This is a genomic window from Kitasatospora sp. NBC_01302, assembly GCF_035976515.1.
Classification (GTDB): Bacteria; Actinomycetota; Actinomycetes; order Streptomycetales; family Streptomycetaceae; genus Kitasatospora.
Genome location: NZ_CP108404.1, coordinates 6,078,881 through 6,094,380, shown reverse-complemented (window position 1 = coordinate 6,094,380; position 15,500 = coordinate 6,078,881). Strand labels below are relative to the sequence as shown.

General features: G+C 73.0%; 15 protein-coding genes. 4 read left to right on the top strand and 11 right to left on the bottom strand.

What is annotated here, in order from left to right:
* Window positions 1–60: 60 nt before the first annotated feature.
* Entirely contained in the window at window positions 61–1,455 is a 1,395-nt protein-coding gene (locus OG294_RS26715) for a hypothetical protein (RefSeq protein ID WP_327069083.1), read from the bottom strand.
* 302 nt (window positions 1,456–1,757) lie between these two features.
* Here OG294_RS26715 and OG294_RS26710 point away from each other — a divergent pair, with 302 nt between their 5' ends.
* From OG294_RS26710 to OG294_RS26700, 3 genes are all read left to right on the top strand, one after another.
* Window positions 1,758–2,360 (top strand): DUF6542 domain-containing protein, encoded by a 603-nt coding sequence (locus OG294_RS26710; protein ID WP_327069082.1) that lies wholly within the window; start codon window positions 1,758–1,760, stop codon window positions 2,358–2,360.
* Window positions 2,353–3,999 (top strand): LCP family protein, encoded by a 1,647-nt coding sequence (locus tag OG294_RS26705; RefSeq protein WP_327069081.1) that lies wholly within the window; start codon window positions 2,353–2,355, stop codon window positions 3,997–3,999. The genes OG294_RS26710 and OG294_RS26705 overlap by 8 nt, the downstream gene beginning before the upstream one ends.
* A gap of 156 nt (window positions 4,000–4,155) precedes the next feature.
* Window positions 4,156–5,067 carry a hypothetical protein gene (locus OG294_RS26700; RefSeq protein WP_327069080.1) on the top strand — a complete coding sequence of 304 codons (912 nt, stop codon included), beginning with the start codon at window positions 4,156–4,158 and terminating at the stop codon, window positions 5,065–5,067.
* 73 nt (window positions 5,068–5,140) lie between these two features.
* Here the strand turns inward: OG294_RS26700 and mutM are convergent, their stop codons facing one another.
* From mutM to OG294_RS26650, 10 genes are all read right to left on the bottom strand, one after another.
* Complete coding sequence (gene mutM, locus OG294_RS26695) at window positions 5,141–6,013, bottom strand: bifunctional DNA-formamidopyrimidine glycosylase/DNA-(apurinic or apyrimidinic site) lyase (RefSeq protein ID WP_327069079.1); 873 nt, start codon at window positions 6,011–6,013, stop codon at window positions 5,141–5,143.
* 59 nt (window positions 6,014–6,072) lie between these two features.
* Complete coding sequence (rnc, locus tag OG294_RS26690) at window positions 6,073–6,852, bottom strand: ribonuclease III (RefSeq protein ID WP_327069078.1); 780 nt, start codon at window positions 6,850–6,852, stop codon at window positions 6,073–6,075.
* Between the two features lie 20 nt (window positions 6,853–6,872).
* On the bottom strand, window positions 6,873–7,046 hold the full coding sequence (gene rpmF / locus OG294_RS26685; protein ID WP_030056747.1) for a 50S ribosomal protein L32: 174 nt from the start codon (window positions 7,044–7,046) through the stop codon (window positions 6,873–6,875).
* A gap of 2 nt (window positions 7,047–7,048) precedes the next feature.
* A complete protein-coding gene (locus OG294_RS26680) occupies window positions 7,049–7,690 on the bottom strand; it encodes a YceD family protein (RefSeq protein ID WP_327069077.1) in 642 nt (213 codons plus the stop codon).
* Window positions 7,691–7,862: 172 nt separating this feature from the next.
* Window positions 7,863–9,053 carry a cell division initiation protein gene (locus OG294_RS26675; RefSeq protein ID WP_442789223.1) on the bottom strand — a complete coding sequence of 397 codons (1,191 nt, stop codon included), beginning with the start codon at window positions 9,051–9,053 and terminating at the stop codon, window positions 7,863–7,865.
* Between the two features lie 127 nt (window positions 9,054–9,180).
* Window positions 9,181–9,669: a pantetheine-phosphate adenylyltransferase gene (coaD, locus tag OG294_RS26670; RefSeq protein ID WP_327069075.1), complete on the bottom strand. Its 489-nt coding sequence runs from the start codon at window positions 9,667–9,669 to the stop codon at window positions 9,181–9,183.
* A gap of 67 nt (window positions 9,670–9,736) precedes the next feature.
* A complete protein-coding gene (gene rsmD / locus OG294_RS26665) occupies window positions 9,737–10,300 on the bottom strand; it encodes a 16S rRNA (guanine(966)-N(2))-methyltransferase RsmD (protein ID WP_327069074.1) in 564 nt (187 codons plus the stop codon).
* A gap of 134 nt (window positions 10,301–10,434) precedes the next feature.
* Window positions 10,435–10,944 (bottom strand): hypothetical protein, encoded by a 510-nt coding sequence (locus tag OG294_RS26660; protein ID WP_327069073.1) that lies wholly within the window; start codon window positions 10,942–10,944, stop codon window positions 10,435–10,437.
* A 116-nt stretch (window positions 10,945–11,060) separates the two neighbouring features.
* Window positions 11,061–13,268: an ATP-dependent DNA helicase RecG gene (recG, locus tag OG294_RS26655; RefSeq protein WP_327069072.1), complete on the bottom strand. Its 2,208-nt coding sequence runs from the start codon at window positions 13,266–13,268 to the stop codon at window positions 11,061–11,063.
* Between the two features lie 37 nt (window positions 13,269–13,305).
* The gene (locus tag OG294_RS26650) at window positions 13,306–14,949 is read right to left on the bottom strand and encodes a DAK2 domain-containing protein (RefSeq protein ID WP_327069071.1); all 1,644 of its coding nucleotides are present in this window, start codon (window positions 14,947–14,949) and stop codon (window positions 13,306–13,308) included.
* A 351-nt stretch (window positions 14,950–15,300) separates the two neighbouring features.
* Here OG294_RS26650 and rpmB point away from each other — a divergent pair, with 351 nt between their 5' ends.
* Window positions 15,301–15,486: a 50S ribosomal protein L28 gene (gene rpmB, locus OG294_RS26645; RefSeq protein WP_035846000.1), complete on the top strand. Its 186-nt coding sequence runs from the start codon at window positions 15,301–15,303 to the stop codon at window positions 15,484–15,486.
* Window positions 15,487–15,500 lie beyond the last annotated feature (14 nt).

The following is a 15,500-nucleotide window of genomic DNA, read 5'->3' as shown; positions in this document are numbered from 1 at the left end:
ACCAAGCAGGCCGGGCCCGCTCCCGAAGGAGCGGGCCCGGCCGATCGGCGTGGCGGCGGCTCACCAGTCGCCGCCACCCCCGAAGTCCCCGCCGCCGCCGAAATCGCCGCCACCACCGAAATCGCCGCCGCCGAAGCCGCCGAAGTCGTTGCTGTTGAAGTCGCCGCCGGAGTCGTCGCCGCCCTCGTAGCGCTCGTGACCACCGTCGAAGCCACCGTCGTAGCCGCCCTCGTAGCCCGGACCTGCCGCCCAGGCGCTGGGGCCGGAGAAGACCGAGCCGAGCATGGTGCCGACGAGCAGGCCCGGCAGCAGGCCGGAGCCGTAGCCGCCGAAGTAGCCGCCCGCCCACGGGCCGTAGGCCGGCCCCGCGTTCCAGTACGGCTGCGGACCCTGGTCGGTCTGCACGGTGCGGATCGCCGGGTCGAGCCCGGTGGCCAGCCGCTGCGCGTCGGCCGCGCAGACCGGCACCGGGCGGGCGGCACCGTCCGCCGGAGCCCAGTCGGCGTCCTGCACCGAGGGCCCGTGCCGCGGGTCGAAGAAGCACGGCGGGCGGCGCTCCGGCAGCGCCCGGCCCGCGCGCCGGGCGGCCAGCGTGGCCAGCGAGAACCGGCCGTCCTCCAGCGCCTCGGTGACCGCCTTGACGTCCTCGGGGCGCTTGGCCTCGTCCATGCTGCGCTTGGCCCGCTCGTAGGCGTCCAGCGCGTGGGTGTAGTCGGCGCGCTGGACGTCGTCGGCCCCGGCGGCACCGGGGTTGAAGTCCAGCCGGTCCAGTTCCTCGCCGAAGGCGGTGATGTCCTCGTCGACCACGGTGCGCAGCGCACGCAGCTCGGCGGCCTGCTGCTCCTCCTTGCGCTTGCGGGCCCGGCGCAGCAGCAGGAAGCCGCCACCGGCGACCAGCGCGATGATCACCAGCGGCACCACGATCACGGCGGCGCTGATGCTGGAGTCCTTGGCGCCGGGCGCGTGACCCTTCACCTTGGGACCCGCGGTGGTGACGAAATCGGTCAGCGTCGCGTTGATGTCTCCGTGGTGGGAGTCGAACGAGGCCTGCGCGTAGTTGCGGGCGGTCTGCGCGTTCATCGCCGTGGGGTCGGTCCGCACGGCGAACTGGTCGCCGCGCCAGATGGCGTAGACCCCGGTGATCCCGGCCTTGGTGCGCAGGTCCTGAAAGACGTTCGCCGCCGGGTACTGGTCACTGGCCGGGACGACCGCGACCATGATCGGCTTGTCGGCGTCCTTGATCTTCTTGGTCAGGGCGTCGGCCTGGTCCTGGCTGAACCGGCCGGTCATCGCCGGGTCGACGTAGACCTTGCCGTGCTTGAGGGCGGCACCGGCATCGTCGAGCCCGCCCGCGGCGAAGGCCGAGCCGGGGATCAGCAGGAGCAGCAACCCCAGCAGCGTCGCCAGGGCCGCGGCCGGGCGCAGGGCCCCGGAGCGGCGAAGAACGATTCTCATGGTCCAGACGCTACCTGGCCGCAGATCGGACCAACGGGTACCAGCCGGGCACCGCGAGGGTGCGCGAATCGCCTGCGAGCCATCAACTCTCCGACTCGACAAGCTGGTTACCATGTCAACCAAGCCAGAACCAAAGTCACATCAAAACTTATTCTCTTACGCGAGCGTTACGTTCCCAGAAGCGCGGAACCGTCAAGGCTCCCGATGCCGTCCAAACGCTTGCTAGATTTCGCAACTGTCACACGCCGGCGGCCGTCGGCTAGACCGCCGGACACACCGGCCGACCGGACGAGGTAGGGGACATGGCAGGCCAGCGGGCGGATTCGCCCATCGGCGAAGCACAGGACCAGGCGCACTCTCGAACCAGAGCGCGCGGTGCGCAGCTGCCATCCCCCAGACGCGGTGCCGACACCCCGCTGCCCGACCGGCCGTCCGCGGGCCGGGCCGCCGCCCGCTCCCGCGCCGGCGCACCCCGCAGCCGCCGGGCGACCCCCGGAGCGACCGCGCTGGCCGCGCTCGGCCTGCCCGTGATCGGTGCCTTCACCGACGAACTGCTCGGCTCCGCGCCGGGCGGCGTCTTCACCGTGCTCACCGTGCTCGGCACCGCCGCCGCGGCCTGGCTGGCCACCCGCAACGGCTGGTGGTGGGTGCTCACCGGGGTGGCACCGGTGGTGCTCGGCTGCACGGCCGGCGCCGAACTGCTGGCCCACCGGGACAAGTACGCCGACACCAAGTCGGTGGCGACCGGCGCGGCCAGGTGGGCCGTGCACGCCTTCCCCGTGATGGGCTGGGCGATCGGCGCCGCGGTGCTGGTGATCGTGCTGCGGCTGGTCCGGGAGAAGAACGCCCGCTCGAAGTCCGCGCGTGAGGGGCGCGGGCGGCAGAAGGAGAGTCGCCGTGGCTGACCGTCCAAGGGGCGAGCGCCGCCCGACCACCGGCAGGCCCAGGCCCAAGGCGAAGCCCAGGCGCCGCTCGCCGCTGCTGATCGCCGGTCGCACCATGGCCTGCGCCACCTCCCTCGCGGTGCTCGGCACCTGCGGCTTCACCTGGTACGCGTACACCTCGCTGACCAACGGCCTGACCACCTCCAGCGCACTGAGCGAGATCCGGAAGGGTGCGCCGCCGCACCTGGACAACTCGGTCAACCTGCTGCTGATCGGCCTGGACAGCCGCAAGGACATGAACGGCAACGACCTGCCGGGCGAGTTCGTCCAGGACGAGCTGCACGCCGGCTCCAGCAGCGACGTCGGGGGCTACAACACCAACACCCTGATGGTGATGCACATCCCGGCCAACGGCGGCCAGGTCACCGCGCTCTCCATCCCGCGCGACGACTGGGTGCAGACGGTCAGCGCCGACGGGAAGATGCACAAGATCAAGGAGGCCTACGGCATCGCCAAGGCCGCCTTCGAGGCCAAGAACGCGAGCAGGGGACTCTCCAAGGCGGACATGGAGCGGCAGAGCCGCGACGCGGGGCGCCGGGCCACCCTGGCCACCGTGCAGTCCTTCCTCGGCATCCCGATCGACCACTTCGCCGAGGTCAACCTCAAGGGCTTCTACGACATCGCGCAGGCCGTCGGCCCGGTCCAGGTCTGCCTGAAGAACGCCACCAAGGACCCGGCCATGGCGGGCCAGGGCTCGGGGGCCGACTTCACCAAGGGCATCAACACCCTCAACGCCTCCCAGGCCCTGTCCTTCGTGCGCCAGCGCCACAACCTGGCCGGCGGCGACTTCGACCGCACCCACCGCCAACAGGCCTTCATCTCCTCGGTGATCGCCAAGCTGAAGGCCGACGGGGTCATCGGCGACCTGGGGAAGATGCAGAAGCTCTTCGACGTGGTCAAGCAGGACGTGGTGATAGACGACCAGTGGAACGTGCTCGACTTCGCCCAGCAGGCGCCCAACCTGTCGGGCGGCCACGTCGAGGCGAACACGCTGCCGGTCGCCCAGCTCTCGAAGATCAACGGCCAGGACGTCAACATCGTCGACCCGGTGCAGATCAAGCGGATCGTCCAGCAGCTCACCGGGCACGACCCGGCGCCGGCCGACAACCCGGTGGCCGGCGGCGCAGCCCCGAGCCCGGCCCCCGCCGCGCCCAGCACCGCGCCGAGCCAGGCGCCCGACCCGGCGGCCAAGCTGACCGGGACGGTGGACGTGACCAACACCTCCACCGTCCCGCACGCCGCCGACACCGAGGCCAAGGCGCTGGCCGCGCTCGGTCTCACCGAGGGCCGCACCGCGCAGGGACCGCACCAGAGCAGGACCACGGTGACCTACGGCACGGGCGAGAAGGACGCGGCCGAACAGGTCGCCGCCCGCTACGGCGTCACCGCCGCGCCCAGCACCGGCGTGCGGGCCGGGCACATCCAGCTGACCCTGGGCACCGGTTTCACCCCGCCCGACGCCCCGGCCTCCCCGGCACCGGCCTCCCCGGCTCCGGCCGCTCCCGCCGCCGGCAGCTCGGCGCCGGCAGCCGATCCGGCGGCCGGACTCCCGATGCAGGGCAGTGCCGTGAAGATGGGCGGCATCCCGTGCGTCGACTGACCCGCGCCCTGGCTCCCCGGCCACGCGGCTGACCAGCGCGCACGACCGGGAGGGGGTTTCTCCAGACCCCCTCCCGCAGGGCATAGTGGACCCCATCCCGCCCCCCTGTGCTTGTCCGACAAGCCTTGCGCCTGCCGCCCCTCGATCGGAGTACATGTGATCATCGGCTTGGTGACCGCCGTCGCGGCCTCCACCTGCTACGGCCTCGGTTCGGTGCTGCAGGCGGTCGGCTCACGCCGCTCGGCCCGCGAGGAGCGGGAGTCCGAGCAGGCGCAGGTCACCGAGCACGGCGGACCGAGCCTCAGCTCCACCGCGAAGGCCGCGGTCACCTGGGAGTTCATCCTCGGCACCGTGCTCGACTTCGTCGGCTTCCTGCTCGGCGCGCTCTCCGCCCGGCTGCTGCCGCTCTTCCTCTCCCAGACGGTGATCAGCGCCAACCTGGTGATCACGGCGCTGTGCAGCATCAAGCTGCTCGGCATCCGGCTCAAGCGCCCGGAGTGGGCCTCGATCGGCGTGGTCTGCGGCGCGCTCGTGCTGCTCGCGCTGGCCGCCGGCCACGAGGGCACCGGGACCACGTCGATCGCCACCCACTGGTGGCTGCTGGGGATCTCCGTGGTGGTGATCGCCGGCGGCGCGGTGCTGGTGCGCCGGATGGGCACCAACGGGGCGATCGTGGCGGGCCTGCTCTCCGGTCTCGGCTTCGGCGCCCTGGGCATCGGGGTCCGGGTGCTGAACGGTGTGAACCCGCTCGACGTGGGTCAGCTGGTCAGCGACCCGGCGCTGTACGCGATCCTGGTCGGCGGCCTGGGCGGGATGTACCTGCACACGGTGGCGCTGCAGATCGGCTCGGTGAACGGCGCCACCGCCGCCCTGGTGGTCGGCGAGACGGTGGTCCCCGGCCTGGTCGGCGTCCTGTGGCTGGGCGACGCCACCCGGGAGGGGCTGGCCTGGCTCGGCGTGCTCGGCTTCGTGCTCGCGGTGGCCGGCGCGATGGCGGTGGCGCACTTCGGCGAGGGCGAGGGCGCGATCCAGCTGGAGGCCAAGGAGCACGAGGCGGCCCACCACTAGGCCGTGTCTCACACTTCCCGCCAGGCGCGCGAATTGTGAGACACGGCCTAGGCAGCGGTCCGGTCGGACCCGCTCAGCCGGCGGTGCGCAGGCGCGGTACGCGCTGGCAGCGCGGGCAGAAGTAGCTGGAGCGGTTCATCCAGGCCGCGCGCCGGATCGGCGTGGCGCAGCGGTAGCAGGGCTGGCCCTCGCGGCCGTAGGCGTCCAGCGAGCGGGAGAAGTAGCCGCTCTCGCCGTTCACGTTGACGTAGAGGCTGTCGAAGCTGGTGCCGCCGACCGCGAGCGCCGCCGTCATCACCGCGCGGGCGTTGGCCAGCAGGGCCTCGGCCGACGGGCGGGTGAGGGTGTCGGTGGGGCGGTCGTAGTGCAGCTTGGAGCGCCACAGCGCCTCGTCGGCGTAGATGTTGCCGACTCCGCTGATCAGGCTCTGGTCGAGCAGGGCGCGCTTGACGGTGGTCCGCTTGGCGCGCAGCGCGAGGAGGAACGCGGCGTCGTCGAAGCGCGGATCGAGCGGATCGCGCGCGATGTGCGCGAGCGAGGCGGGCAGTTCATCGCCGTCCACCGGCGCCAGCGGTTCGACCGCGAGGTGGCCGAAGGTGCGCTGGTCGACGAAGCGCAGCTCGCGCCCGCCGTCGGTGAAGCGCAACCGGATCCGCAGATGCGTCTCGTCCGCGGTGACCGGGTCCTGGACGAGCAGTTGGCCGCTCATGCCGAGGTGCCCGAGCAGGGAGAACCCGCCGTCCGCGAAGGGCAGCCAGAGGTACTTGCCGCGCCGCTGCGCCTCGCCCAGGGTGACCCCGGCCAGGCGTGCCGCGAAATCGGCGGCGCCGGCCGGCTGCCGGCGCACCGCACGCGGGTGCAGCACCTGGGCCTCGGCGACGGTGCGACCGCTGACCCAGCGGGCCAGGCCGCGCCGAACCACCTCGACCTCTGGCAGCTCGGGCACGGTCGGTCAGCTCCTTCGGGCAGCGATGCTCACAGCGGCACCGGTGACGCCGGCTGTGGTCAGGCCGCGGGAGCGGCCGGGTCGCTGTACTTGGCCTTGATCGCCCGCCAGGCGCTCTCGGCCGCCTTCTGCTCGGCCTCCTTCTTGGAGCGGCCGGTGCCGCTGCCGAAGGCCTCGCCGGCCACCCGGGCAGCCGCGTTGAAGGTCTTCTCGTGGTCGGGACCGGACTCCTCGACCACGTACTCCGGCACGCCGATGCCCACCGAGGCGGTGAGCTCCTGCAGGCTGGTCTTCCAGTCCAGGCCGGCGCCCAGCTGCGAGGACTCCGCGATCAGCGGGTCGAAGAGCCGGTGGACGAACTCGGTCGCCGACTCCAGGCCCTGGTCCAGGTAGATGGCGCCGATCACGGCCTCGACGGTGTCCGCCAGGATCGAGGACTTGTCGCGACCGCCGGTGCCCTCCTCGCCCTTGCCGAGCCGGATGAAGGTGCCCAGTTCGAGACCGCGGCCGACCTCGGCCAGTGCGCGCGAATTGACCACCGCGGCACGCAGCTTGGCGAGCGTGCCCTCCGGCACATCCGGGTGGATGCGGTAGAGGGTGTCGGTCACCACCAGGCCCAGCACCGAGTCGCCGAGGAACTCCAGGCGCTCGTTGGTGGGCAGGCCGCCGTTCTCGTAGGCGAACGACCGGTGCGTCAGGGCACGTACCAGAAGGGCGCGCTCGAGTTGGTACCCGAGGCGCCCTTCCAGGACGTCGTATGCGGTCGAGGCCGGCCCGCCGCCCGGTTCACCCCCGCTTTTGCGAGGACCCGACTTGCGGGAGGCGTGAGCGTCCGACATCGATCCGTCCACCCCGCCGATCAGACCGAGAGGACCTGGCGACGGTTGTACGTGCCACAGCTCGGGCACGCGATGTGACCGAGCTTGGGCTCGTGGCAGCGGTCGCACGCCACGAGGGCCGGGACGACGGCCTTCCAGTTGCTACGGCGGTGGCGCGTGTTGCTGCGCGACATCTTCCGCTTCGGAACAGCCACGGCTACTTCTCCTGGTTCTCGGCGAGACCCTCACGGGTGTCGCTGTCCTTGTTCTCGTCACCCTCGTCGCCGGGGGCGGCGGAGAGTCCCTGCAGAGCCGCCCACCGGGGGTCGACGGCGTCGTGGTGGTGGTCCGGGTCGTCGCTGAGCCGCGCTCCGCACTCGGAGCACAGGCCCAGGCAGTCTTCCTGGCACACCGGCTGCAGCGGCAGTGCGAGCACCACCGCGTCACGCAGCACCGGCTGGAGGTCGAAGAAATCGCCCTCCAACCGGTAAGTCTCTTCGTCGTCCTCCTCGGACGACTCCTCCTGGGAGGGGGCCCGGCGGCCGCGCTCGTCGGTCTCGGGGTAGTAGTACAGCTCCTGGAACTCCACGTCGAGGTCGTCCTCGACGGGCTCCAGGCAGCGCACGCACTCACCGGTCACGTGGGCCTCGGCGGTGCCCGAGACGAGCACTCCCTCGACCACCGACTCCAGGCGCAGCTCCAGGGCCATCTCGCTACCGGTCGGAACGCCGATCACATCGACGATGCCGAGCCCCTCGGGCGCCTGGAGAGTGCGCTCGACCGTGCGCATCGAACCGGGGCGACGGCCGAGCTCATGCGTGTCGAACACGAGCGGGTCGCGGTGGTCGAGGCGGTTCACGGTTCCTGACTTCCTGGCGGCGGGCGCATCACTGCGCGGCGCGAGTAGTGGCTTGAGGGTCCGGCCCACCGCTGTCGCGCGGGCAGCCGAACAGTCCGGCAGCAGAGAGCCGGAGTGGTCAGCGTACCCGAGAGCGCGCTCAGGCCCAACTTCGCTCCCCCGGCGGACCGGGCTACCGGCCGCCGAGCTCCCGCAGCCTGGTCATGTCGATCATGCTGGTGTCGAAGAAGCTGGTCTCGTCCAGCGAGGCCGCGGCGGCGGGCGCCGGCGGCGCGGCAGGCTGCTGGTAGTAGCCGTGCTGCTCGTAGCCGGGCTGGGCCTGCGGGTAGCCGGGCTGCTGTTCCTGGTAGTAGCCGGCGGCGTACGGGTCACCGCCCTGCTGGCCCTGGTAGTACTGGCCCGCGTACGGGTCGCCGTGGCCGGTTGCCGGGTCGTAGCCGCCGCCGTAGGCGTCCTGGTAGCCGCCCTGCTGCGGTGCGTACGCCGCTGCCGCGGCCGGCTCGGCGTACTCCTGCCCGCCCGCGAAGCCCTCCTGGCCCGGGTAGGCCGGGGTGCTCTGGTAGACGCTCTCGCCGGGCGCCCCCTGCCAGGCCGGCTCGGCCGCGGGCTCCTGCGGCCAACTCTGCTGGACCGGGACCTCCTCGCGGTACCAGGGCTGCTCCTCCTGGTCGGTGGCGGCGAAGCCCGCCGCCACCGCCTCGGCGCGGTCCTTCTGCTGCTGGGCCTGGTCGGCGGCGGCCAGGTAGGCGCCCAGCTCGTCGATCGGGGCCTTGCCGAGCAGCTTGTCGCGGCCGCGGCCGACCGCCTCCAGGGTGCCGCCGAGCACCGCCTGCAGGGTGGCCAGCTTGGCGTCGACGTACTCGTCGACCTCCGGGCTGGGACTCGCCGCGGACTGGAACTCCTCGCCGTCCTCGATCTCCAGGCCGGCCGCCCCGCGCAGCTTGTCGCGGCCGCGGCCGACCGCGCCCAGCGTCTTGGTGAGGACCACCTCGAAGTTGGCCAGCTTGCTGTCGACGTAGTCGTCGGCCTCCTGGCGCTTGAGGCCGACCTCCTCGCGGGCCTCGGCGAGGATCCGGTCGGCCTCGGCCTGGGCCCGGCGGACCACCTCGGTGTCCGAGATCAGCGAGCCGCGCTCGGCGTGCGCGCCCTGGATGATCCGGTCCGCCTCGCCCCGCGCGTCGGCCACCACCTGCTCGTGGTCGGCCATCACGGACTGGGCCTGGGCGAGTTCGGCGGGCAGTTCCTCGCGCAGCCCCTGCAGCAGGGCCACCAGCTCGGCCCGGTTCACCACACAGGAGGCCGACATCGGCATCGCACGGGCGCTCTCGACCACGGCGATGATGTCGTCGACTTTCTTCTGCACGTCCACGGGGCTTCTGTCTTTCCGTGAGTACCGCGGGGCGGGACTACAGACTGTACGTCAGAATCCTCGGCGCCCTCGTCGCCCCTGGGCGCCCCCGTCGCCCCGCGGTCCCAGCCCCTCGGTGGCCCTAGCGGGCGGCCCGCTCGGCGATCCGCTCCACCAGGCGGCGGTGCACCACCGGGGGGATCAGGTGCGAGACGTCACCGCCGTAGGAGGCCACCTCCTTGACGAGGGTGGAGGACAGGAAGCTGTAGGTCGGCGAGGTCGGTACGAAGAGCGTCTCGACGCCGCTGAGGCCGCGGTTCATCTGGGCCATCTGCAGCTCGTAGTCGAAGTCGCTCACCGCGCGCAGGCCCTTGACGATGGCCGGGATGTCCCGTTCCCGGCAGAAGTCCACCAGCAGGCCCTGGTGCGACTCCACCACCACGTTGCCGTACGGCGCGCAGGTCTCCTCGATGAGGGCGATCCGCTCCTCGATGCTGAACAGGCCCTGCTTGTTCTTGTTGATCGCCACCGCGACGTGGACCACGTCGTAGAGCTTGGAGGCCCGCTCGATGATGTCGAGATGCCCGTTGGTGATCGGGTCGAAGGAACCCGGACAGACGGCGCGGCGCATTGCGGTGTGGCTCCCTTGTCGGCGGTGGTGTTGTCGGCAACAGCGGTGGGCGGCGGGGACCGCCCGGTCAGACGGCCTGGCCGTACCAGAGCGTGCCCTCGCCGTACCGGCGCGAGCGCAGCGCTTCGAAGCCCCCGGGCCAGACGAACTCGCCGCCCCGGGTGCTGCGTTCCACGGTGACGAGTCCCTCGTCCGTGAGCCAGCCCTGAGCCCGGAGTGTGATCAGCATCTCGCGCAGTTCCTCGTCCGTGACCGCGTAGGGCGGATCGAGGAAGAGCAGGTCGTAGGGCTGCGCCGGGGCCGGCCCGGCCAGCACCCGCTCGGCCCGCTCGCCGCGCACCTCGGCGCCGGGCAGCGCCACGGTCTTGACGTTGGCCCGGATCACCCGCGCCGCCGCGGCGTCCGCCTCCACCAGCAGCACGTGCGCGGCGCCCCGGGAGAGCGCCTCCAGGCCGACCGCGCCGGAGCCGGCGAACAGGTCGAGCATCCGGGCCCCGGCCAGGGTGCCGCGCAGCGACTCCAAGGTGGAGAACATCGCCTCGCGGGCCTTGTCGGACGTCGGGCGGGTGCCCCGGCCTGGCGGTACGGCCAGTCGACGGCCGCCGGCCGCTCCGGCGATGACGCGGGTCATGAGTCGTGGTTCCCTCTCTTGCTGGCGGTCACCACGCTATATGGACCGGCCCGCCCGATGTCCGCGGGGCAGCACGACGCGCTGCCCCGCGGACATCGGGCGGGACCGGGATCAGCAGGGGACGTGCCCTGGCGCTACTCCGGTGCGGCCGCGCCGAGCAGGGCCGGCGAGGCGTAGCGGGACCAGGACAGGCAGCCGTCGGGCGGGCAGTACTCGGGGCGGCGCGGGTCGTGCCCCAGCTCGCGCAGCTTGCTGCGCACGGAGTCCGGGGTGCGGCCGAACCGGGCGGCTATCCGGGCGATGGTCTCGCTCTCGTGGAACCGCCGGACCAGCTCCTCCTCGTGCTGCGGCACCCAGGGGGCGCCGTGGCCGGGGTAGAGCTCGCGCAGCACGTCGCGGTCGGGGATGGGCTCGGAGACGTCGGCGACGATCGCCAGGGCGCGCAGCGCGCGGTTGAGCGCGATCCGCAGGCTGGCGACGTCCTCCACCGGGAGGCGGAGCTTGCCGCTGGCCAGTGGGGCGGCGGCGGCGCCCTCGCGCCAGCCGGTCAGGGTGAGGGTGACCTCTCGGTCGTCGTCGCTGGCGAGTTCGATCCGGAAGACCTTGTCGCCCAGCGGGAGCTCGTTGAGATGACGGAATGCCATGGCAGGACCCCCAAGTGTCGCGCCAGGAGCGGAGCTTGACGCTCCGTCCTGAACACCTCCATTGTCGCGCGGGGCACTGACAGTCCGCGGGCCGCAGCCGGCGGCATCCGGGCAGCTCAGCCCTTGTCGAGATAGGCGGCGCGGTCCTCGTCGAGCAGGCCGGCCAGCGCCGCCCGCAGGTCCTGGTGGGCGTCGAGCTGCGGGTCGGCGGCCACCAGCGCGGTGGCCTCGGTGCGGGCCTCGGCGATGACGTCCTCGTCCTCGAGCACGGAGAGCACCTTGAGCGAGGACTTCACCCCGGACTGGGCCTGGCCGAGCACATCGCCCTCGCGGCGCTGCTCCAGGTCGATCCGGGAGAGCTCGAAGCCGTCCAGGGTGCCGGCCACCGCGTCCAGCCGGGCCCGGGCCGCGCTGCCCGCCGGCATCTCGCTGACCAGCAGGCACAGCCCCGGCGCACTGCCGCGCCCGACCCGGCCGCGCAGCTGGTGCAGCTGGGAGACCCCGAACCGGTCCGCGTCCATGATCACCATCGCGGTCGCGTTGGGCACGTTGACGCCGACCTCGATCACCGTGGTGGCGACCAGCACGTCGAGCTGTCCGGCCGTGAAGCGCCGCATCACGTCGTCCTTGGCCTCGGGCGCCAGCCGGCCGTGCAGGATCTCCACCCGCAGCCCGGCCAACGGGCCCTTGGCCAGCATCTCGGCCGTCTCCACCACGCTCAGCGGCGGCCGGCGCTCGTCAGTGGCCGCGCCCAGGTCCTCGGGGTCCTCGGCGGCGGCCTTGCGCTTCTTCTTCTCCGCCGGCTCCTCGGGCTCGTCGCCGATCCGCGGGCAGACCACGTAGGCCTGGTGCCCCTTGGCGACCTCCTCGCGGATCCGCTCCCAGGCGCGGGCCAGGAAGTTGGGCTTCTCCAGCGCGGGCACCACGTGGCTCACGATCGGCGAGCGACCGGCCGGAAGCTGGTCCAGGACCGAGGTCTCCAGGTCGCCGAAGACCGTCATCGCCACCGTGCGCGGGATCGGGGTGGCGGTCATCACCAGCAGGTGCGGCGGCGCTCCGCCCTTGGCGCGCAGCGCGTCGCGCTGCTCGACGCCGAAGCGGTGCTGCTCGTCCACCACCACCAGGCCGAGGTCCTGGAACTGCACCTTGTCCTCGATCAGCGCGTGGGTGCCGATCGCGATCCCGGCGTCGCCGCAGGCCATGTCGAGCAGCACCTGACGCCGGGCGGGCACGCCCATCGAACCGGTGAGCAGCGCCACCTTGGTGCCGTTCTCGGCGCCGCCGAGCATCCCGCCCTCGGCCAGCTCCCCCATCATCGCCACGATCGAGCGGTGGTGCTGCTGGGCCAGCACCTCGGTGGGCGCGAGCAGCACGGCCTGTCCGCCGGCGTCCACCACCGCGAGCATCGCGCGCAGCGCCACCAGCGTCTTACCGGAGCCGACCTCGCCCTGCAGCAGCCGGTGCATCGGGTGCTCGCCGGCCAGGTCCGCGAAGATCTCGGCGCCGACGTGTCGCTGGCCGGCCGTCAGCGTGAAGGGCAGCTTGGCGTCGAAGGCGTCCAGCAGGCCGCCGCCGCGCACCGGTCGGGGCACCGCCGGCAGCGCGTGGGCGGCGGCCCGGCGCTGGGCGAGGGCGACCTGGAGCACGAACGCCTCGTCCCAGCGCAGCCGGTCGCGGGCCCGCTCCAGCTCGGCCTGGTCGTGCGGCCGGTGGATCAGCTCCAGCGCCTCGGGCAGCGGCAGCAGCCCGCGCTCGGCGCGCAGCGCCTCGGGCAGCGGCTCGCCCACCGCGGCGAGGTGGGTGGTCAATGCCATCTCGATCGCCAGCGAGAGCTTCCAGCTGGGCATCTGGGCACTGGCCGGATAGACCGGGATCATCCGCCCGGCGAACTGCTGCGCGGCCTGCGAGTCGGCGTCGTCGTCGAGCAACTGGTAGTCGGGCGAGGCCAGTTGGCGGCTCCGGTTGAAGACGCCCACCTTGCCGGCGAACAGCCCCTGCAGCCCCGGGCGCAGCTCCTTCTGCCGCCAGCCCTGGTTGAAGAAGACCAGCGAGAGCCGCCCGCGCCCGTCGGTGACCACCACTTCGAGGCGGTCGCCCTTGCGGCCCCGGAACGGGATCAGGGTGACCTTCTCGATCCGGGCGAGCACGGTGACGTGCTCGTCGACCTCCAGGTCGTCCAGGCTGGTCAGCTGGCCCCGCTCGGCATACCGGCGCGGGTAGTGGTGCAGCAGGTCGCCGACCGTGCGCAGCTTGAGGCTGTCGGCGAGCACCTTCGCGGTGCGGTCGCCGACCAGCTTGGTCAGGGGTTCGTCCAGTGCGGCCATCGGAACCTATTGGACACCACGGAGCCGACAGCCCGTGCTACTCCACCCCGATGAGCAGCGGCGCGCTCTCCCGGCCGCCCGCGAATACCACCGTGTCGACCTCCGGCCGCTGGCGCCGGGCGTGCGCCACCAGGTGCTCGGCGAGGCCGGGGTCGACGCCCTCGCCGAGCACCAGGGTGACCAGTTCGCCGCCGGCCGCGAGCATCCGGGAGAGCACCTCGGCGCCGGTCTGCGCGATGCCGGAGCCGATCACCGCCACGTCCCCGTCGATCAGGCCGAGCACGTCGCCGGCCTGGCAGACCCCGGCCATGGTCCAGGACTCGCCCTCGGCCACGGCCAGTTCGGCGTAGCGGGTGGCACCGGCGGCCGAGGTCATGGCGACCACGTCCTCGTCGAACCGGCGCCCCGCCTCGTGCACGGCCAGGGCGGCCAGCCCCTGCACCGGGGAGCGGGTGGGCAGCACCGCGATCCGCAGGCCCTCCTCGCGCAGCTGGTCGGCGGCCGCGCCCGCGCCGGCCCGCAGCTCGGGGTCGTTGAGCAGCACGATCACCTCCCGGGCGGCGCAGCGGCGCACCGCCTCGGCGAGTTCGGCGCTCGCGGGCGGCGCGTCCGGGGCCGCGGTCAGCACGGCCGCGCCGGCCGCACGGCACAGCTCGGCCAGCCCCGCCCCGGTGACGACGCTGAGCACGACCCGCTCCGCCGGCCCGTCGGGGAGGTCACCGGCCCCGGCGCCGCCCGCGGTGCCCCGCGCGCCGGCCCGGGCGGCGGCCTCGGCGAAGTGGGTGATCCGGATCTGGTGCGGGCGCCCGGCCCGCACGCCCGCCTCCACCGCCGCACCCGCGTCGTCCACGTGGACGTGGACGTTCCACAGCCCGTCGCCGCCGCCGACCACCAGCGAGTCGCCGAGCCCGGCCAGCGTGGCCCGTAGCTCGGGCAGGGCCCGGTCCGGGGCGTCCAGCAGGTAGATCACCTCGAAGGCGGGGTGGCCGGGCAGGCGCTCGGGCTCGACGCAGTGGTGCCCGCCGGCGGGCAGGTCCTCGCCGAGCGCGACCGGCCCCATCGGCTGCCGGCCCGCCACCGCGTCGGCCAGCGCGCCCAGCACGGCCACCAGGCCGCGTCCGCCGGCGTCCACCACCCCGGCCCGGGCCAGCACCGCGAGCTGCTCGGGGGTGCGCAGCAGTGCGCCGCGGGCCCCCTGGTGGGCGGCGGCGGCCACCTCGGCGAGCCCGCCGGCCGCCTGGTCGGCAGCTCCGGCGGCTGCCGCGGCGACCGTCAGCAGGGTGCCCTCCACCGGATCGAGCACCGCCTGGTAGGCCGCCTCGGCGCCGCGGGCGAGCGCCCGGCGCAGGTGCACGGGGCCTCCGCCCTGTGCGGCCAGGATCTCGGCGACCCCGCGCAGCAGCTGGGCCAGGATCACCCCGGAGTTGCCGCGCGCACCCAGCAGCGCGCCCTTGGCCATCGCCTTGACCGCGGTCGGCAGGCCGGGGGCGGCACCGGACTCGAAGCAGTGCTCCACGGCGGCGGTGGCGGACTCCACGGTGAGGAAGAGGTTGGTGCCGGTGTCCCCGTCCGGGACCGGGTAGACGTTGAGCGCGTCGATCTCCTCGCGGGCCTGGCCGAGGGCGGACAGCGCGAGGTGGCACCAGGTGCGGACGGCGGGGGCGTCGAGCGTCTCCAGCACCGGGTCTCCTCCAGGTGAACACGACGGGAACGGGCGGTGGGGCTGCTGGCAGGTTATCGGGGCGGCCGGCCGCGGGCCGGGCGGCCTCGGGGGTGGCCGGGCGGGCGGATCCGGCGCCGAAAGGCCAGGCCGGACCGGGCCCGGCGGGGGCTTCGGGGCTGGTCACGAGGCCCGGCGATCAAGCCCCCGCGCATGGTAGTTTCGTGGAGCGGGAGTAGTCGATGTATGCTGCTCCGGTTGCCTGGAACAGTCCGGGCTTCCCCCCTTGACCCGATCCGGTCCACGTGAGTGGGCAGGATGGATCAGCCGGGGTTTCGAACGTAAATGATCTGAAGTCTTGGAGTGACTCCTGTGGCTGCCAACTGCGACGTCTGCGGCAAGGGGCCGGGCTTCGGCAACAACATCTCCCACTCGCACCGCCGTACCCGCCGTCGTTGGAACCCCAACATTCAGACGGTGCGCGCTGTGATCGGGCGGACGCCGAAGCGGCTCAACGTGTGCACCTCGTGCATCAAGGCCGGTAAGGTCTCGCGCTGACGCGCAGACCGGTG